The 18,632-nt window shown below is 57.6% G+C and carries 13 protein-coding genes; 6 read left to right on the top strand and 7 right to left on the bottom strand.

Annotated features, from left to right (window positions below):
* Nucleotides 1-83: 83 nt before the first annotated feature.
* Nucleotides 84-551: an META domain-containing protein gene (locus MUN82_RS11050; protein WP_245090094.1), complete on the bottom strand. Its 468-nt coding sequence runs from the start codon at nt 549-551 to the stop codon at nt 84-86.
* A gap of 163 nt (nt 552-714) precedes the next feature.
* Here MUN82_RS11050 and MUN82_RS11045 point away from each other — a divergent pair, with 163 nt between their 5' ends.
* Both MUN82_RS11045 and MUN82_RS11040 read left to right on the top strand, forming a co-directional pair.
* The gene (locus MUN82_RS11045; RefSeq protein WP_245090089.1) at nt 715-1,482 is read left to right on the top strand and encodes a hypothetical protein; all 768 of its coding nucleotides are present in this window, start codon (nt 715-717) and stop codon (nt 1,480-1,482) included.
* Nucleotides 1,483-1,568: 86 nt separating this feature from the next.
* On the top strand, nt 1,569-2,873 hold the full coding sequence (locus tag MUN82_RS11040) for a M20/M25/M40 family metallo-hydrolase (protein WP_245090087.1): 1,305 nt from the start codon (nt 1,569-1,571) through the stop codon (nt 2,871-2,873).
* Nucleotides 2,874-3,036: 163 nt separating this feature from the next.
* Here MUN82_RS11040 and MUN82_RS11035 read toward each other — a convergent pair whose 3' ends face one another.
* The 4 genes from MUN82_RS11035 to MUN82_RS11020 all read right to left on the bottom strand — a co-directional run bounded on the left by MUN82_RS11035 (nt 3,037) and on the right by MUN82_RS11020 (nt 8,900).
* Nucleotides 3,037-3,888 (bottom strand): transporter, encoded by an 852-nt coding sequence (locus tag MUN82_RS11035; protein ID WP_245090084.1) that lies wholly within the window; start codon nt 3,886-3,888, stop codon nt 3,037-3,039.
* 214 nt (nt 3,889-4,102) lie between these two features.
* Complete coding sequence (locus MUN82_RS11030; RefSeq protein WP_245097495.1) at nt 4,103-6,592, bottom strand: M1 family metallopeptidase; 2,490 nt, start codon at nt 6,590-6,592, stop codon at nt 4,103-4,105.
* 100 nt (nt 6,593-6,692) lie between these two features.
* Nucleotides 6,693-7,715, bottom strand: a complete 1,023-nt coding sequence (locus tag MUN82_RS11025; protein ID WP_245097493.1) for a LacI family DNA-binding transcriptional regulator — start codon at nt 7,713-7,715, stop codon at nt 6,693-6,695.
* Nucleotides 7,716-7,829: 114 nt separating this feature from the next.
* Nucleotides 7,830-8,900, bottom strand: coding sequence for a glycoside hydrolase family 43 protein (locus tag MUN82_RS11020; RefSeq protein ID WP_245097491.1), 1,071 nt, complete (start codon nt 8,898-8,900; stop codon nt 7,830-7,832).
* 361 nt (nt 8,901-9,261) lie between these two features.
* Between MUN82_RS11020 and MUN82_RS11015 the strand changes: the two genes are divergently transcribed.
* From MUN82_RS11015 to MUN82_RS11005, 3 genes are all read left to right on the top strand, one after another.
* A complete protein-coding gene (locus MUN82_RS11015) occupies nt 9,262-10,239 on the top strand; it encodes a glycoside hydrolase family 43 protein (RefSeq protein ID WP_245097489.1) in 978 nt (325 codons plus the stop codon).
* A gap of 131 nt (nt 10,240-10,370) precedes the next feature.
* Nucleotides 10,371-11,471 carry a cellulase family glycosylhydrolase gene (locus tag MUN82_RS11010; RefSeq protein WP_245097487.1) on the top strand — a complete coding sequence of 367 codons (1,101 nt, stop codon included), beginning with the start codon at nt 10,371-10,373 and terminating at the stop codon, nt 11,469-11,471.
* Between the two features lie 3 nt (nt 11,472-11,474).
* Nucleotides 11,475-12,617: a glycoside hydrolase family 43 protein gene (locus MUN82_RS11005; protein WP_245097486.1), complete on the top strand. Its 1,143-nt coding sequence runs from the start codon at nt 11,475-11,477 to the stop codon at nt 12,615-12,617.
* 151 nt (nt 12,618-12,768) lie between these two features.
* On the opposite strand, the gene MUN82_RS11000 is transcribed toward MUN82_RS11005, so the two are convergent.
* Both MUN82_RS11000 and galK read right to left on the bottom strand, forming a co-directional pair.
* Nucleotides 12,769-13,818: a UDP-glucose--hexose-1-phosphate uridylyltransferase gene (locus MUN82_RS11000; protein WP_245097484.1), complete on the bottom strand. Its 1,050-nt coding sequence runs from the start codon at nt 13,816-13,818 to the stop codon at nt 12,769-12,771.
* Between the two features lie 103 nt (nt 13,819-13,921).
* A complete protein-coding gene (gene galK / locus MUN82_RS10995) occupies nt 13,922-15,094 on the bottom strand; it encodes a galactokinase (protein WP_245097482.1) in 1,173 nt (390 codons plus the stop codon).
* A gap of 424 nt (nt 15,095-15,518) precedes the next feature.
* Here galK and MUN82_RS10990 point away from each other — a divergent pair, with 424 nt between their 5' ends.
* A complete protein-coding gene (locus MUN82_RS10990; protein WP_245097480.1) occupies nt 15,519-18,602 on the top strand; it encodes a SusC/RagA family TonB-linked outer membrane protein in 3,084 nt (1,027 codons plus the stop codon).
* The last annotated feature ends 30 nt before the right edge of the window (nt 18,603-18,632 follow it).

Raw genomic sequence — 18,632 nt, 5'->3', positions numbered from 1 at the left:
AGGTATTGAGTTAAAAAGCGTCTGTCATCCTGAGCGAAGGTCCTTCGCTCAGGATGACAGACGCTTTTTAACTCAATACCTCTTTACTCTGGAGCTGTACCGGCATGAAATTGTGCCACCACTTGCGTACCGGCGGGGGCACCTAGTAGGCGCAGCGTGTCGCCGGCGAGTTGGTAGCGGGTAGTGCCCTCGAGGGCGCTTATGTAGCGGCTTTCCAACGCCAAGCGCGGGCATGCCATTTTGGTGGACATGAGCGGTGAGAAGCTCAGCTGATCGTTGGCGGCGAGAGTGAAGCGGCCCCGAAAGCGGTTGCAGCCGGCTTGCCCTTGGGCGCTGTTGCTGCTGTCGGCACTCAAGGTAAGGTATAGCTCCTGGCTGTCTGCGGGAGTAGTCACGGCTGAATTGCCTAGTTGGTGAAGCACCCAGTACGTGCCGCGGAGGGGCGTTGCAGCGGTAGCAGGTGTCTGGTTGGTTTCGGCCGGCTCGCGGGTGGCGCAGCTGCCAAGCAACGCCGCGGTGGTTATAGTAGTGAAAAGCAGAGGGATGCGCATGGAATAGTAAGAAAAAAGCAAAGAATGAGCAGCAAACATAAAACTTTGTGGGCAGCTGCTTATCTATGTATACAAACGGGGTAGACCACTGCATACTGCCAGAAAAGCAGAACCGTTAGAGCCAACGTCGGAACATTCTCTTTATTTAAAAATTAGAATCATTATGCAGTACGCAACTACACAGTGGGCAGTTCGTTGGGGCGGAGTCGCGGCCGTCTTGTTGGGGTTGGCAATGCAACAAAGCAAGGCGCAGGTGAGCCAGGTGCCGACGAGCGGCAGCGGCGTGATGGCCCAGGAGAACATCAACTCTATTGTGCGCGGGGGCCAGGGTTATACCGTTGATACGCGCTATCAGGGACTGGTAGGTTCACCCTACGCCATTGCCCGCTGGCTGCCGGCCGTCGTCACCACCGACCACGATGTGAAACTGCAACCTGTGTTGCTGAAATACGATGTGGTGCAGCAGCTCCTCTACGCCCGTCAGCCTGCCCGCACCGACTCGATGTTGCTGAACGAAAACCGCGTGAAAAGCTTCGTGCTGACGGATGCCGGTGGCTCTATCCCCGAGCGGCGCTTTCGGCGCTTCGCGGAAGCCCCGAATCCAGCGCAGGGCCGCGAGTTTGTGGAGGTGCTGCATGAGGGCAAGTATACGGTGCTCAAGCAGTACCAAAAGAAAATGGAGCAAGCCAGCTACAAAGGCGCCTATAGCCAAGACAAACGCTACGACGAGCTAGTGACCAAGGAAACATACTACCTGTGCCGGCCCGATGGCACAGTAGTTCCTATCACCAAACTCACACTGAAAGCGTTGCAAAGCGCGGCGCCGGAGCTAACGTCCAAATTGAAAAGCGAAGCCGACCGCAACCGGAGCATGGGCAAATCGGAGGCTGACCTGATGGTGCTGATGCGGGTAGTGGATCCGGCTGGGTAGGGAAGGAGAGGCGCATTATATTGCGTCTTTTGTAGTTCACCTACCACTCAGTTGCAGAACCTAGTGCAAAGCAGTAAGCTTGCTTCATGAAACACCTTCTTCTCTTAACGGCTGGCTTGCTGATTGGCTTTTCATCTACTGCCCAAAAGCAACCGGCTGTATCGGCGGCTACCGTGGAGCGCGTGGCCCGCACTCTTACGGCCGACGATATGGGCGGCCGCCCCAGCGCCGGCCCCGGCAACCTGAAAGCCGGCCAGTTTCTGGCGGCTGAATTCAAGCGCATCGGACTAAAGCCGTTGCCTGGTCAAAGCGGATTTTTGCAGGAGTTTGAGGCCTATGAGGCACAAGCCACCGCCCGCACAGCTACCCTAAATGGGGCAGACCTGCCCGCAGATAACATTGTGCTGGTTTCAGGCCGGCCGCAGGTCAGCTGGACCAATGCCGATGCCGGAGTGCGTACCGTTGTGGTCGGCGCTCAAGACAACCTGTACCAAGTGGTGCGGCCGCTGCTAGACCTGCACGAAGACGCCGTGGTGGTGGTAGACCCTACCCATCAGGCGCCGTTTAAGCGGTTGTTGGGGCTGAACCGCGGCTCTGTGAAAGGCCAGAAGCCAGCGGAACATGCCGTTGTTATGTTGCTGGCCACTACACCGTTAAATAGTGAGGCGCCTACCTATGCCGTTACGGGCGCTACCACTATCCGGCCGATAGCCATGCGCAATGTGGTAGGAGTGCTACCCGGCCGCGACAAAAAACTGGCCCCAGAAATGGTGGTCTTCTCGGCGCACTACGACCACCTGGGCATTATCAAAGCCGTAGCCGGCGACTCCATCGCCAACGGCGCTGACGACGATGCCAGCGGTACTACAGCCGTGGTAGCCCTGGCTGAGTACTACAAGAAACAGAAGAAAAACGCCCGTACGCTGGTGTTTGCAGCTTTCACGGCTGAGGAGATAGGTGGGTTCGGCTCGCAGTATTTCTCTCGCCAACTCGACCCGGAGAAGGTGGTGGCTATGTTCAACATTGAGATGATTGGCAAAATAGCGAAGTTTGGCCCCAACACGGCCTTCATCACCGGCTATGAGCGCAGCAACTTTGGCCCGCTGCTACAACAGAACCTACAAGGTTCGCCCTTCCGTTTCGAACCCGACCCCTACCCCGAGCAAAACCTATTCTACCGCTCCGACAACGCTACACTAGCAAAACTAGGCGTACCGGCCCATACCATCAGCACCGACCAGATTCCGACGGATAAGCTCTACCACTCCGTCGATGATGAAATTGAGAGCCTGGATTTAAAGAATATGACGGCTGTCATTAACGCTATTGCCCGCAGCGCCACCGGCATTATATCGGGCCAGCAAACCCCTACACGTGTAGCGAAGGAGTAGACGGTAAGATAACGAGTAAAGGGGGTGTCATCCTGAGTGCAGCGAAGGACCTTCTCACGTACGAACTAAGTCATTGGTACGACCGTCGTTCGAATGAAGAAGGTCCTTCGCTGCACTCAAGATGATACCCCCTTTACTCGTTATTTACCTCTTCACTTTTTCACTATTTCGGTAGCCGCACGCTTAATCCAGCGCCTATCTGCGGGGCGGCACGGCCTGCACGCCAAGTATTTCCGGCATTCAGATCAAGGCGCAGGCCAGGGAGGAGGCGCCAGTACAAGCCGCCCGTGAGGCCCGGCTGCCAGCCATAGATGCGCTGCCAGAAAGTATACGTTTCGGCGAAAAAGCCGATGGTGGGCAGAATAGCTCCATTCAGCGCTAAGGTGCCCAAGTAGTGTCCTTGGCTGGTGCCCTCGGCCCGGAAGCCGCGCTGCCGAAAGCCCACGTTGGCCTCCAGGCCGTAGCGCTGGCCCAGCTGCTGCGATACCAGCAAGCGGGCTGCCGGCTCGTAGGTTTGGTTAGGGTAGGATGCGTCGCCGGTGGGTAGGGTCAGCTCGGTAAGCAGTACCACCTGAGAGCGAGCATCTTGGTTGCTGGAAGCGAGGAACTTAGCTCCTACTGTGAGCGGGGCAAAGCCGCTGGAGTAAGAGGGTAGGGTAGGCAATGGCGCATCGCCGACAGGGGTAGGAGCGGATACGCTCGCTAAATACCCTTGCGAAGCCCGAAGCTCTATGTGGTTGAAAAAGCCTACCCGCAGCAGCGCCGACGACAACGTGCGGCGCGGGCCCAAGCCATCTGGCGGCGCGTAACGCAAAGTCCCCAGTTCCACCTGCACCTGGCCGGGATGCAGCATACTGGTCGTAACGGTCTGGCCCGGACGGTCGGGGCGGAGGTTGCGGATAAAAGGCGTATCCGCATTTTCTACAGGGTCGGAGGGGAGGTTCTGGGCCAGGGTGCGGGCCGGACCAGCAAGCAGAAGCAAGCCGGTAGCCGTCAGCAATATGGTCGTGCGCATAGCTCCCGACACGCCCGCGCCGTGGAAAGTTCAGCTTCTCATAGAATGGTGAATTTGTGAAGTAAAAGCGCCTGTCATCCTGAGCTTGCGAAGGACCTTCTCACGCAAGAACAATTCGTTGTTACGAAAGTAGTTCTGACATGATAAGGTCCTTCGCAAGCTCAGGATGACAGGCGCTTTTACTTCACAAATTCACCATTTCACCACTCACCACCTACTGCGCTTGCTGGATTTCCTGCGCGGCTTTTTCAAGGTCTTGTTTGGCCTGGGTAGCCGTAGCGCCGGTTTTACGCTGCTGCACATCACCCAGCAAACCCAGTACCGCTTGGTCGATGCCGTATTGCTTGTACTTGATGCCCAACTCCTTCACACGGGTGAGGGCCGCATTGAAGATGGCCGGATCGGTGGTGCGCACCATTACCTCATCCAAAGCTTCCAGCATGTTGATGCGTTGTTGCGCACCCGCTTCATCAAACTGCGCCTGAATATAGGGCCACTGGCTGGCGTCGCCGTATTTGGCATACACTTCGGTAATGGCTTGCGTGAGGGCCCCACGGCTATCGGCCTCCAATGATTTGGCACGGCTCAGGGCCACGGCAGGCTTGGTCAGGCTCAGGCCGTTGAGGGCCGCCCCCTGTACATTGTACGACTGGTTGTCAAGGTACTTTTCGTACAGATTCTGGTCACGCTTATCGTTGAGGGTAGCGAGGCTGCTGAGCAATGCGGCCTGCACGGCAGTTTCCTTTTCCTGGCTGAGCTGCTTGCGCAACAGGGCGGGCGCTTTCTTGCGCAGATCAGCATTTTTCAGGTCCAGAGACTGGGCAGCGGCCAAGCGCAGACCGTAGAATTTGTCGTTGAGAGCCGAGAACAACAGGGTGCGGGCGGCAGCATCTTCCTTCTGGCGCGACTGGGCCGCTACCAGCGCCTCGCGCCGGTCGAGATACAGGGGCGCGTGCTGGTATTGGTACACATAGGCGCTAAACGGCTTGTTGTCGGTTTTCTGCCAGAGCGTCATTTTGGTGGCATCCACGTTCACCAGCTCAGGCTGGCCAGCAGCAGCAAAACGGAACGTTTGCGTGCCTTCCGTCATCAACACCTGATGGCGCTCGGCCTTACCCTTCACATACACATCAATAGCCAGGGGTAGGATGAACTTTTGCCCTTCCTGCGTTTGCTTGATAGTGACACTCTGCTGTTTGGTGGCTGCATCCCAGCCGTAGTCGATAGTCACTACGGGATGGCCGGCGCCGAAGTACCACTGGTTGAAAAACCAGTTCAAATCCTTACCCGACATAGCCTCGAAGGCCAGGCGTAGCTGGTGTGCTTCGCCGTTGCCGAACTTGTTGTCGGTGAGATATTTGGTGAGGGATTTGAAGAAGACGTCGTCGCCGAGGTAGGTGCGCAGCATATCCAGAATAGCACCGCCCTTTTGGTAGGTCACGCCATCAAACATGTCTTCTTTGTCGGCGTAGTGGAAGCGCACGAGGTCCTTCTGGGCATTGCCGGGGCCGCTGAGGTAGCGCCGGATATAGCCAAAGCGGTGGGCGTCGGCGGCGTCTTTGCCATACTTGTGCTCGGCCCATAGGCCTTCCGAGAAATCGGCAAACGACTCGTTCACGGTCAGGTTGCTCCAGCTTTCGGCCGTTACGTAGTCGCCAAACCACTGGTGAAACAGCTCGTGCGCCACAATCGACTCACTGCTGCCGTAAGGGCGGTCCAGCATTTCGCGGGCTGTGCCAGCTACCGCCTCGCCGTGTAGGGTAGCGGTGGTATTTTCCATGGCGCCGCTCACGTAGTCGCGGGCTACTACTTGGGCATACTTATTCCAAGGGTATTCCACGCCCAAGCGGTTCGAGAAGAACTCCAGCATCTCGGGCGTATTGCCGAAGATTGCCTTAGCGTAGGGCGCGTATTTGGGCTCCAGGTAATAATCTACCGGCTTGCCGCGCCACGTGTCGTGCGTGATTTTGAAGTCGCCCACAGCCATCATGAAGAGGTAGGGCGAGTGGGGCAGTTCCATCTTCCAGGTGTCGGTGCGGAGGCCAGCGCCGGCAGGCTTGCTGTCGGTCATTTTGCCGTTGCTCAGCGTTACGTACTTGCTGGGCACCGTCATCGAAATTTCCGAAGTGGTTTTCTGGTTGGGTCGGTCGATGGTAGGGAACCACGCCGAGGAGGCTTCCGTCTCGCCCTGGGTCCAGATCTGCACCGGTTTGCCAGCCACCGAGCTGTCGGGATTGATGAAGTACAAGCCTTTGGCATCGGTAATGGCCGCCGAGCCCTTCACTTTCAGCTCGTCGGGCTTGGCCGTGTACTCGATGTACACCGTGTACTCAGTGCCCGGTTGCACAGTTTTGCCCAGGTTGATGCGCAGAAACTCCTCGTCGTAGGTGAATTTCAGCGGCTGATTGGCATTGCCATTTACTAGCGCTACAGTCTGAATATCCATGCCCTTGGCATCGAGCTGGAGCGAGTCGGTAGGGTAGGCGTGGGGCTTCAGCGTCACCCATTCTTTGCCGTAGAGGTAGCGCTTTTTATAGTCGAAGCGCACGTCGAGCTTGGTGTGCACCAGATCGTTGCGCTTGGTGGCGGTGGCACGGTAAGGAGTGGCCTCGGCTACAGTGGTAGCCGTAGCCGGGGTTTGCGCCTGCGTAGTCGCAGCGGTAGTCAGAAACAGACCCAGGCTCAGCAAGAAGGCTTTATTCATCAGAGAAAAGTAGATGGAAGGGGAATTGTGACGCAAAGGAAACAAAAGTGCCGCGAAGGTTGCCCGCGATGTGTCCATCTGCGCTACGCCCAGAATGACATTACACAGGCTGCGAAGAGCTGCGCACCAGCAAATCGGGTCGGAGTACCACGCGGCGGGGCGAGAAGTCGCCGGTGGGCTCGGCCAGAATCTCCAGAAACAGGCGCACGGCGGCCTGGCCCATCTGCTCGCAGCGTTGGTCGATGGTAGTGAGCATGGGCTCGGTGAGGGAGGTGAAGGTTTCGTTGCTGAAACCTGCCAGCGCCATATCCTGAGGGACACGCAGACCGCGCTGCTTGAGCACCTGCAGAGCGCCCACGGCCGCAAAGTCGCTGGCCGAAAATACAGCGTCGGGGGGATGGGGTAGGGCGAGCAGGTGGGCAATGCCAGCAGCGCCGTCTTCCATCTTCATGTTGCCGATATGGATCAGCTCCTCCTCCACGGGTAGGTTGTGCTCGCGTAGGGCATCGAGGTAGCCCTGGCGCCGATCCTTGTAGATATTGAGGTGTTGTGGACCACCGAAGTGCGCAATGCGCCGGTAGCCCTGCTGAATGAGGTGCTTGGTAGACTGGTAACCCCCGGCGCGGTCATCGAGCACCACGGCACTCACGTCGGGACCATCCAGCACCCGGTCAAAAAACACCAATGGAATCTGCTGCTGCTGTACCTTTTCGAAATGCCGAAAGTCGCGCGTGGTGCGCGACAACGACACCAGAATACCCTCTACCTGCGCCCCCAGCAGCGTTTCGATGTTCTTACGCTCATGAGCCACGTCTTCGTTCGACTGGCAGATAAGCACGTTGAAACCGGCCTTGGTTGCTACCGTTTCGATGCCCTTAACTACTAGCGTAAAAAAGTGCCCGTCGATGTGCGGCACAATTACGCCTAGCAGCTTGCTGCGGCCTTTGCGCAGGCCAGCTGCGAGGTGGTTGGGCTGGTAATGCAGCTCCTTGGCCAGCTTCCACACCCGCTGTTTGGTAGCGTCGCTGATGCTGGGATGGTTGCTAAGCGCCCGAGATACGGTAGAAACAGAAATGCCCAGCTGTTCGGCCAGGTCGGTAATGGAGGCTTTTGCGCGGGCCAAGTTCTGGAGATATTAGAGTAAGAAAGCACAACAGTTGCCGCAAATTTGCGCAAATTGTTGCGTGTTCCTACGGATAAAGATTCGAAATAGAAGCACACAACAGCAATGGCAAGGCTACCGCGGTGTCGGCTGGGGCGTATAGGTAGGACCTTGGCAGCGGGGGCCCTGGGCCGTCCAGAGCAGCTTGTCGATGCAGAGTTGCCGTTCCTTCATCCCCTCGTCCCAGGCGTGGTACACGAGGTACTCGGTTTTGCCATCGGGGCTCATGGTGTGCGAGTGGTGGCCGGGGCCGCGCACCTTGCCGGGGATAGAGTGTAGCACACGGGCGCCCTTATCGGACCCCGTATCCTGGTAGGGGCCCATCACGGTATCAGCCACGCAATAGTCTACCCCGTAACGGTCCGTAAGAAAATTAGCGCCGCTGTAGAAGCAGTAATATTTGCCATTATGCCGACGTACAAAGGGGCCTTCCAGCGTGTGCCACTCCGCAAAAGTGCGGTTGTCGTAGAGCGGCATGGTGCGGTTTTTCTCAAACACCGTCCAGTCGTGGCGAGCGCGCATCACGGTACGGCTCTGGCCGGCCAGCTTGGTCATGCCTACTAGCTTATCCACGGCCAGGCCGGTGCCGGGGCGGTAACCGTTGTCGGTATCCGTAAAGTCGCGGGCGTAGAACAGATACCACTGCCCGTCAGTGTCGCGAAAGGCGTGGGCATCAATCGTAAACTTGCTTTCCGGCACGTCCAGCATGGCTACCTGCTGGTAGGGGCCTTCGGGCTTCGGGCTGGTAGCCACGTAGAGCCGGTGCCCCACCGACGACGCAATGGCGCCGCCGCCCTTGGAGTAGTACATATAAAACGTACCGTTGTGCTCCACCACTTCCGGCGCCCAGAAATCGGCACCTTCGGCCTCAGGTGGGGGTAGGAGGACGCCGCCTTGGGGCCGCCAGTCTACCATATTATCCGAAGTAAGCAGCGTAAAAATGCGTCCATCGGTGGTGCGGCTCTGGCCTGTGGTGCCAAATGCGTAATAACGCTTACCGTGGCGAAGCACGAAAGGGTCGGGGAAAGAGCCAGGGTAGACGGGGTTGGTATAGGTGCGGGCGGCAGCCAGGGCCTGTTGGTTGGCCAAGGCCAGTGCGGCTAAGCCAGCAGCAGATTGTTGGAGGAAGTGACGGCGGGAAATCATGATGCAAGGGAAAGGTAAATGCTGGGCGAGCAAGTAAGAGTTTTTTGGCATCAGATGCAAACGTTTGCATTATTGGCGTTAGACAAGTAGCTTGCCATTCCTCTACTCAGTAGCACTCGCATAACATTAAGCTGGATTTTGACCAGGAGAGAGGACTAGTAGGAAACATACTGCTATTTTCTGGCTAGCTGATAATCTCTATTAGGATACATACGCTGACATTCCATTACGTATTAAGGCAAACGTTTGCATGATGATTAGATTTTCGCGAAGACAGAAAGAAGTAGTTGCATATGCTCAGATCAGGAAGAAAGCTTGCTTTCACCGACAACGGCTACTGCCACGCAGTGTAGCCACTGGTTTGCTGGTAGCACTACTCCCGATAAGTGCCTGGGCGCAACAATCATTTTCCAATCCGCTACAGAAGAACGGTCCCGACCCGTGGGTAGCGCAGCGCGGCGGCTATTACTATTATACTAACACGCTCGGCAACCGCATTGCCCTCTGGAAAACCCAGAAGCTCAGTGAGGTAGGAAGCGCCCAGCCCATCACAGTCTGGACTCCCCCTACTACCGGCCCCAACTCCGCCCAAATTTGGGCGCCGGAACTGCATTACCTGCGCGGCAAGTGGTACCTCTACTACACCGCCGCCGACAAAGGCCACCCCGACGACGACCATCGCTATGTGTTTGTGCTGGAAAACGCCTCGGCCGACCCTACTCAGGGCCAATGGGTAGACAAGGGTAGGGTAAACACGAAATACACCGGCCTTGATGGCTCTGTGTTCGAGCACAACGGCAAGCCGTATTTCCTCTACTCGGCCTACGTGGGGCCGCAGAGCGTGCTGTGCATTGCGCCCCTGCAAAATCCCTGGACTATCGAGCAAGGCAAAGAAGCCATCATCGCCCGCCCTACCCACGCTTGGGAGAAAGGTGGGGGTAGGCAGATTCTGGAGGGGCCGGAGTTTTTGGCCGGCAAAAAAGGTCAGCTGTTCATTGTGTATTCGGCCAGCGCTTGCTGGGACGACAACTACTGCCTGGGCATGCTGACAGCCGCTAAAGGCGCCGATCCGCTCCGGGCCGAGTCGTGGACGAAAGCGCCGCAGCCCGTGTTTAAACCCTCAGTTGAAAACCGCGTGTGGGGCACCGGGCACAACGGCTTTGCCAAATCGCCCGACGGCCAGGACTGGCTGGTATACCACGCCAAAGAGCAGGCCGACGGCAAGTGCGAAGGCCGCAGCGCCCGCATGCAGCCCTTCACCTGGCGCCCCGATGGCTCGCCCGATTTCGGCATTCCGGTTTCGTTGCAAACGTCTCTGCGCTGGCCCACCAGTAAGTAGGGTAGGAGCCGACTGTCATTTTGAACGCAGTGAGAATCTGGTATTCGCCGTCACATGCCAGATTTCTCGCTGCGTCCAAAATGACAGCACTACCTCAACTTCGACTTCATTTTTCCACTCCCACTTTCCCTATGAAAAAACTATTGCTCTACTTGTCGTTGGCGCTACTAACGACCACTGGCGCGCAGGCGCAGAAAACGAAAGCCAAAACCAAGAGCCGTGCCGTGGCTGCGGCCACCATTGGCCAGCGCTGGTCGGCAGAAAAGGCCAATGCCTGGTATAAGCAACACGCGTGGATCAGCGGGGCCAATTTCACGCCCAGTACGGCCATCAACCAGCTGGAGATGTGGCAGGCCGCTACCTTCGACCCCGCCACGATTGACAAAGAGCTAGGTTGGGCCGAGGGCATCGGTTTCAACGCCATGCGGGTGTTTTTGCACAGCGTGGCCTGGAAAGAAGATCAGGCAGGCTTCAAAAAGCGCATGAACGACTACTTGGCCATTGCCGACAAGCACCACATCCAGACCATCTTCGTGTTTTTTGATGACTGCTGGAACAAGACGTCGCAGCCGGGCACACAGCCGGCACCCAAAACCGGCGTGCACAACTCCGGCTGGGTGCAGGACCCCGGCGACCCGGCCTCGCGCGACTCGGCTACCTTCATGGTCCTGAAACCCTATGTGCAGGATGTGCTGCGCACCTTCGCCAATGATAAGCGCATATTGCTCTGGGACTTATACAACGAGCCTGGCAACTCCGGCAAGGGCGACACCTCGCTGCCGCTGCTGCGCAATACTTTTGCCTGGGCGCGTGAGGTAAACCCCTCACAGCCCCTGAGCGTCGGCCTGTGGAACTGGGGCTTCGAGAAGCTGAACACCTATCAACTTGGTCATTCTGATGTGGTGACCTACCACAACTACGAAAGCGAGGACTGGCACCGCCGCGTGGTGGAACTGCTAAAAGCCAACGGCCGGCCGCTAATCTGCACCGAGTACATGGCCCGACCGCGCAACAGCCGCTTTGCCACCACCATGCCCATGCTGAAAAAGCAAAACGTGGGTGCTATCAACTGGGGCTTGGTAGATGGCAAAACCAACACCAAATACGCCTGGGATACGCCTCTGGCCGATGGCTCGGAGCCCATCGAGTGGTTCCACGAAGTGTTCCGCAAAGACGGCACGCCCTACCGTCAGGACGAAGCCGACCTTATCAAAAAGCTGAACAGTAAATAAGCTATGACGCTGTTGACTTCATCGCGTACACTACCTCCAACCAGAAGCATAGCACCTGCCCGGTGGCTGAGCAGCTTGCTGCTCAGCGTGGCGCTGCTAGGCGGGGTAGGGGGCTGTACCCGCCCCGCTGCTACCACCCCCGCGGATACTGCTGCGGCTACGGCACCGGAGGCTACCTTCACCAATCCGCTGCTACCCTCCGGCGCCGATCCGTGGAGCATCTACCACGACGGCTATTATTACTACACGCACACCACGGGCCGCAACATCACGCTCTGGAAAACTAAGTCGCTAAGCCAGTTAGGTACGGCTGAGAAGCGCGTGGTGTGGACGCCCCCTGCCACCGGCCCCAACTCCCGCGAAATCTGGGCGCCGGAGCTGCACTACCTGCGCGGCAAGTGGTATGTGTACTATGCGGCCGATGCGGGCACCAACCAAACGCACCGCCTCTGGGTGCTCGAAAACGCCTCGCCCGACCCCCTGCAAGGCACCTGGACCGACAAAGGCCAACTCACCGATACCACCAACAAGTGGGCTATTGACGGCTCCATCTTCGAGCACAACAAGGAACTGTACATGGTATGGTCGGGGTGGGAAGGCGACGTGAACGGCCGCCAGAACATCTACCTGGCCCACCTGAAAAACCCGTGGACTGTAGATGGCCCACGCGTGCTGGTGTCTACCCCTACCTATGCTTGGGAAAAGGACGGCGACCTGGGTGCCACCAGCAACCCGCCCCATGTAGACGTAAACGAAGGCCCTGAGGTGCTCAGCCACGGCAACAAGCTCTACCTCATCTACTCCGCCAGCGGCTGCTGGACCGATTCCTACAAACTCGGGATGCTCACGGCCTCCGCCAAAAGCGACCTGACCAAGCCCGAAAGCTGGACAAAAAGTCCCGAACCAGTCTTTCAGGCCAATCCCACCAACGGCGTGTACGCGCCCGGTCACAACAGCTTCTTCAAGTCGCCGGACGGCAAGCAGGACTGGATTCTCTACCATGCCAACAACCAGCCCGGTCAGGGCTGCGGCGGGTTCCGCTCACCCCGCGCCCAGCGCTTCACCTGGAACACCGACGGCACGCCCAATTTCGGTGTGCCGGTAGCTACGGGCACGCCCCTGGCCCGGCCTAGTGGGGAGAAGTGAGTCGGAAGGTAGGAGGGTAGGAAGTCGTCATCCTGAACGCAGTGAAGGACCTTCTCACGCGTGAACGATTCGTTGTTACGAGTATCGTTCACGCGTGAGAAGGTCCTTCACTGCGTTCAGGATGACAGCCAATTTTGTGTTGACTCTGCTTTTACAAGCTAGCCTTATAATGAACTTCTGGTAGCTCGCGGAGGCGCTGGGCAGCATACTCAGCGGTGATGTCGCGCTGGGCTTCAGCCAACAGTTCGTAGCCTACCATAAACTTGCGCACGGTGGCCGAGCGTAGCAGCGGGGGGTAGAAGTGCATGTGCAGATGCCAACTTTCGTGCTCCTGGCCATCGGTGGGGCGCTGATGCAGGCCGGCGGAGTAGGGGAACGAGGTCTGGAACAGGTTGTCGTAGCGGATGGTGAGGCGGCGGATGATGTCGGCAAAGGCCGTGCGCTCCTCGTCGGTCAGTTGGGTAATATCCTGCACCACACGGCGCGGTAGCACCAGCGTTTCGTAGGGCCAAGCCGCCCAAAAGGGTACCAGCACCACAAAGTGCTCATTCTCTACCACTACCCGCTCTTTGGTGCGTAGCTCCAGGGCCAGGTAGTCGGCCAGCAGCGTTTTGCCGTGCTCCTTGTAATACACTTCCTGCTGCACTGTTTCCTTGGCCGGGTCGCCGGGTACGTGGCGTTGCGCCCAGATCTGGCCGTGCGGGTGGGGGTTGGAGCACCCCATGATGAACCCTTTGTTCTCAAAAATCTGTACGTAGTTGATGTCGGGCTGGGCGCCCAGCTCGCGGAACTGCTCCACCCACACATCTACTACCCCGCGGATGGCCTCCACGCTCATTTCGGGTAGGGTGAGGTCGTGGCGGGGCGAGAAGCAAATCACGCGCCCTACCCCCGACTCGGCCTTGGCTTGCAGCAGGCCTTCTACGTTCAGGTCGCCGGCGGGCACGTCGGCTTGCAGGGCGGCAAAGTCGTTGTCGAACACGAAGGTGCCCGTATACTGCGGGTTATGCTCTCCATTGGCGCGCACGTTGCCAGGGCACAGGTAGCAAGTAGGGTCGTAGGTAGGGCGCTGAGCGGTGTCGGGCTCTTCCTGCTGGCCCTGCCACGGCCGCTTCGAGCGTTGGGGCGAAACAAGCATCCACTCCCCCAACAAGGGGTTGAAGCGACGGTGGGGATGGTCGTTGAAATTAAACTCAGCCATGTGCTGTTAGAAGTCTGAAAGTGAAAAACGGGCGCCAAGTAGCCGCCAATACGTGTTAGAAAGCATACGCAGGCCATGCTGCTTCCGTCGGAAAGGTAGCCGGCTACTGCCCCGACGTGGCTACAGCTGGCAATGCCTCCACGCCAGCCACGATAGAGGTTTTATACGTTTCCAGGTGCAGACCCAGGCGGCTCTGGTATTCAGCGGCGGCCCGCTCGCAGAAGCTATCCACCAACTCAGTAGGCACCAAATTGATGGTGCAGCCCCCAAATCCGCCACCCATCATGCGAGAGCCCAGAACGCCAGGCGTTTCGCGGGCAATTTCTACCAGTACATCTAGCTCAGGGCAGCTCACTTCGTAATCGTCGCGCAGGCCAGCGTGGGAGGCGTACATCTGCTGTCCAAACGCGGCTAAATCGCCTTGGGTCAGGTGCTGGCAGGCAATTTCTACGCGCTGGTTTTCGCGCACCACGTAGGAGCAGCGGCGGTATACCACGTCGCCCAGCTCCTCGCGGTGCTGGTCCAGCTGATCCAGGGTAGCGTCGCGCAGGCTTTCCACCTCAGGGTAGTACTGCTGCAAGATCTGCACACCCTTCTCGCATTCTTGGCGGCGGGTGTTGTACTCCGAGCTGGCCAGGGAGTGCTTCACACCGGAGTTGCAGAGCACAATGTGGCAAGTGGCCGTGTCGAAGGGGAAATACTCATAGTCCAGCGAGCGGCAATCGAGGCGCACCACATGGTCGGCCTTGCCGAACAGGCTGGCAAACTGGTCCATCAGGCCGGAGCGCACGCCCGCAAACTGGTGCTCGGCCTGCTGCCCAATCAGGGCCAGCTCCATCCGACTGAAGCCGGCATTGAGCAGCTCATTTAGAGCAAAAGCCAACCCGCATTCCACAGCCGCCGACGACGACAAGCCGGCCCCGATGGGTACGTTGCCGCCGAACGCACAGTCGAAGCCCGGCACTGTAACGCCCCGCTGCTGAAATCCTGCCACCACACCTTTTAGGTAGTTGGCCCACTGGGTATTGCCTGGCTGCACATCCTGCAAGTTCAGCGTATAATGCTCGTCCTGGTCCACCGAGTAGAGGCGTGCTTCCGGTTGATTGTTCAGTGCTACCGCAAAACAGATTTCTTTGTCGATGGCCGCCGGCAGCACAAAACCGTTGTTGTAATCGGTGTGTTCCCCAATCAGATTGACCCGGCCCGGTGCCCGGACCAGCAAGGGGGTTGCAGGATAGTGTTGCCGGAATGCGGCTGCGACGGTGGTAGAAAGCATGTGCGAAGAAGTGAAATAGAACAGAATACTAAGTGCAAAAGAACAAAATTTACGCAAACGTTTGTCTTATTTATTTAAAATAGTTTGCACTGGTTGGTAAGGCGTTGTATGTGCTTTGTCCTATAGTTTTGAGTCATGCTACAGTTGAGTAGTGGTAGGGATAGTATGTAATTATTCAAGTATAATCTTGACTTTAGCACGCTGAAATGCTACCATTGTACCTGTGTTTGCGGTGTGTTGAGTTGTATCATATTTCAGTAGCGGTAGCAATAAGCGCCATCACGTGTTCTACGAGCTACCTCTCTTATAAGCCTACGGGCTTTTTTATTCTACGAATATGCAAACGTTTGCAAATGCATTCTTTTATAACCTGCTAGGCAAACGTTTGCAAACTAACAGTTCCCACTTTCCCTTTTCAATAATCATGAAAAAAAATGTACGTTACCTACATCAGATAGCGCTACCCTCGCTGCTCTATTGTGTGCCAATGACGCTGGCTGCAGCAGCACCTACGCCCGCTTCCTTGCACAGTGCCCTAAACAAGGTAGCTGATATAGCTGTAGCGGGGCGTGTGGTGGATGAGAAGGGTGTCGGCCTACCAGGCGTAAACGTGGTAGTGAAAGGCACCACCAATGGTGCGCAGACCGACGCCGATGGTCGTTATACTCTGACAGTGCCAGAGAATGCAACCATCGTTTTCTCGTTTGTGGGCTATACCAGCCAAGAGGTGGCCGTGAACGGCCGCACGAGCATCGATGTTTCGCTGGCGCCGGATGCCCAGACGCTAAACGATGTAGTGGTGGTAGGCTACCTCACGCAAAAGCGCGAGGACGTGACGGGCTCCGTGGCTACGACTACCGGCACGGAAGTGCGCCGGGCACCGGTGGCCACGGTCACGGAGGCCATTCAGGGGCGCTTGCCGGGTGTGCAGGTGACCAACTCGGGCGTGCCGGGTCAAAATCCTACCGTGAATATCCGGGGTATTGGTTCTATCAACAACGGTAGCAGCCCATTGTACGTGGTGGATGGTCTGTGGACGTATGATATCCGTGACTTCAACCCGCAGGATGTGGAGTCAGTACAAGTGCTGAAGGATGCAGCTTCGCTGGCCCCCTACGGCGCCAGCGGTGCCAACGGGGTTATTATCATCACTACCCGCCGCGGCCGCTCGGGTGAGGCCAAAATCAACCTGAGTGCCTCGGGTGGGCCACAGGTGATTGGCCGGACCTACGACCTGGTAGGAGCCGCCCGCTGGCGCGAACTGAACAACCAATCTTACGACAACGCCGGCCGAACCCGGCAGCCATTTGCCGCAAACGACAACGGGGTAGATACCGATTGGCAGAAAGAACTGTTACAACACGGCTCGGTACAAAACTACGACCTGGGCTTCTCGGGCGGTACTTCCACGTCCAACTACCTGATTTCGGCCGGCTACTTCAACCAGAAAGGCATTATCGAGGGGCCGAAGTTTGAGCGGTACAGCCTGCGCATCAACTCGGGCTTCACAAAGGGCAAGCTGAAAGTAGGGGAGAGCCTGCTGCTTACGCGCGCCAATCAGACTCGCCTCAACGGGGTGCCGTTCATTGATGTGCTGCGGATGCTACCCGTGATTCCCGTGTACGATGCGGCCAACCCCGGGGGCTACGGCTTTGGCAATACCAACGCCAGCACCTTCGGCACCAACCCCATTGCGCTGCAAAACCTGCTGAACGATACTAACACCCAGAACCACTTGCAGGGTAGCGTGTTCGGTGAGTTTGCCTTTACCGATTTTCTGCGTTACCGCCTCAACCTGGCCATGGACTACTACGCGTTCCACGACCAAGCCAAGCGCAAATACGGCCAGTGGCGGCAAAATGACCCGCTGAACCCGTCGAGCTTTGCTGAAAACCAAGGCAGTAACTTCTTCGGCCTAGCCGAAAATACGCTGACGTTTGATAAAAGCTTCGGCCTGCACAACATGACGGCTGTGGCGGGCTACTCCGAGCAGCGCACTGATTACAGCCTTACGCGTGGCATCAACTACGGCTATGGCACCGGACCTGAGTACTATTGGGCGTTGAGTGCTGGTACGCAGAACCCGGCTGTGCAAGGCAATCAGTATACCTTCACGAAGCGTTCTTACTTCGGTCAGCTAACCTATGACTACGACCAGCGCTACCTCGTGACGGGTGCCTACCGCCGCGACGGTTCCTCCCGCTTCGACCCGGCTAACAAGTACGGCAACTTCTACGCTGCCTCGCTAGGATGGCGCATTTCCAAAGAGCGGTTCTTTGAGAATGTGAGCAGCATCAGCAACCTGAAGGTGCGGGCCAGCTACGGTTCTCTAGGCAACGACCTGCTCGGTGGTGCCTATGGCGGCTCCTACCTCATCACGGCCAACATCAACCCGAACGTGAACTACCCGTTTGGGCCTACCCAAACCATTGTTAATGGGAAGATTCAGACTCAGCTACCCAGCTTGCGTATTGGCTGGGAGGAGCGTCGTACCACTAATTTTGGGGTAGACCTGGGGCTGCTGGAAGACCGCCTGACACTCTCGGCCGATTACTACATTGCTCAAACGCGCCAAGCGCTAGTTAACCCGGTGCCCCCCATCTTTTTAGGTAACGCTGGTGGTGACCCGTACCAGCGCATCGGAAGACTGGAAAACAGCGGCTTTGAGCTGAACTTAGGCTACGCTGACACGCGCAACGCCTTTACCTACGGGGCTTCGGCCAATATTACTACCCTGCGCAATAGGGTGAAGCAACTAGGAGGCGACGGCCAGATCTACCAAGCTGGTCCGAACGGGGCGGCTCGCACGGAGGTAGGTTACGAAATCGGGTCGTTCTATCTGTATCAGTACGAAGGGGTGTTTCAGACGGCCGACGAAATTGCGGCCAGCGCCCAGCCCAATGCCTCGCCGGGCGATGCGCGTTACCGCGACATCAACGGAGATGGCACGATCAACGACCTCGACCGCGTACATGTAGGACGGGTGTTTCCTAAAATTCAGTACGGCGTGAACCTGAATGCTGGCTACGCGAATTTTGACATTGCCGCTCTGTTTCAGGGTGTGCAGGGCAATGACGTGCTTAACGTGGGCAAATGGTGGGTAGACCGCGGCGACGACAACAGCAACTACCGTACGGATTACAACCCCTGGACGCCCGAAAACCCCACCAATACGCCTCGCATTGTGCAAGCGGGCGGTGGCGGCGCGGCTGGCGTGTCGGCTGCCAACAACTCTCGCGTGAACTCTACGCGCTGGCTGGAAAATGGCTCCTACCTGCGCCTGAAGAACCTGCAAATTGGTTACAACGTGCCCCAAACGGCGCTGAGTAAGGTGAAAGGCATTGGCAGCCTGCGCGTGTACCTGACGGGCCAGAACGTCTTCACCATCACCAAATACAGCGGCTACGACCCCGAAACGCCGGGCGGTGGCAGCTTGGCCCGTGGTATCGACGATGGTACCTACCCCATCGTGCGTTCCTACACGGCCGGCATCCAACTGGGCTTCTAAGCGCGTCGTTTCATTCCATTCGCCTCTACT

Source organism: Hymenobacter aerilatus (assembly GCF_022921095.1).
GTDB lineage: Bacteria > Bacteroidota > Bacteroidia > Cytophagales > Hymenobacteraceae > Hymenobacter > Hymenobacter aerilatus.
The sequence above is the reverse complement of the archived record's forward strand: the minus strand, read 5'-3'. Positions and strand labels throughout refer to the sequence as shown.

Coding starts and splice junctions, on each gene's coding strand:
- MUN82_RS11040 (WP_245090087.1), top strand. CDS start 1,569: ATGAAACACCTTCTTCTCTTAACGGCTGGCTTGCTGATTGGCTTTTCA.
- MUN82_RS11035 (WP_245090084.1), bottom strand. CDS start 3,888: ATGCGCACGACCATATTGCTGACGGCTACCGGCTTGCTTCTGCTTGCT.
- MUN82_RS11045 (WP_245090089.1), top strand. CDS start 715: ATGCAGTACGCAACTACACAGTGGGCAGTTCGTTGGGGCGGAGTCGCG.
- MUN82_RS11010 (WP_245097487.1), top strand. CDS start 10,371: ATGAAAAAACTATTGCTCTACTTGTCGTTGGCGCTACTAACGACCACT.
- MUN82_RS11050 (WP_245090094.1), bottom strand. CDS start 551: ATGCGCATCCCTCTGCTTTTCACTACTATAACCACCGCGGCGTTGCTT.
- MUN82_RS10990 (WP_245097480.1), top strand. CDS start 15,519: ATGAAAAAAAATGTACGTTACCTACATCAGATAGCGCTACCCTCGCTG.
- MUN82_RS11000 (WP_245097484.1), bottom strand. CDS start 13,818: ATGGCTGAGTTTAATTTCAACGACCATCCCCACCGTCGCTTCAACCCC.
- MUN82_RS11020 (WP_245097491.1), bottom strand. CDS start 8,900: ATGATTTCCCGCCGTCACTTCCTCCAACAATCTGCTGCTGGCTTAGCC.
- galK (WP_245097482.1), bottom strand. CDS start 15,094: ATGCTTTCTACCACCGTCGCAGCCGCATTCCGGCAACACTATCCTGCA.
- MUN82_RS11030 (WP_245097495.1), bottom strand. CDS start 6,592: ATGAATAAAGCCTTCTTGCTGAGCCTGGGTCTGTTTCTGACTACCGCT.
- MUN82_RS11005 (WP_245097486.1), top strand. CDS start 11,475: ATGACGCTGTTGACTTCATCGCGTACACTACCTCCAACCAGAAGCATA.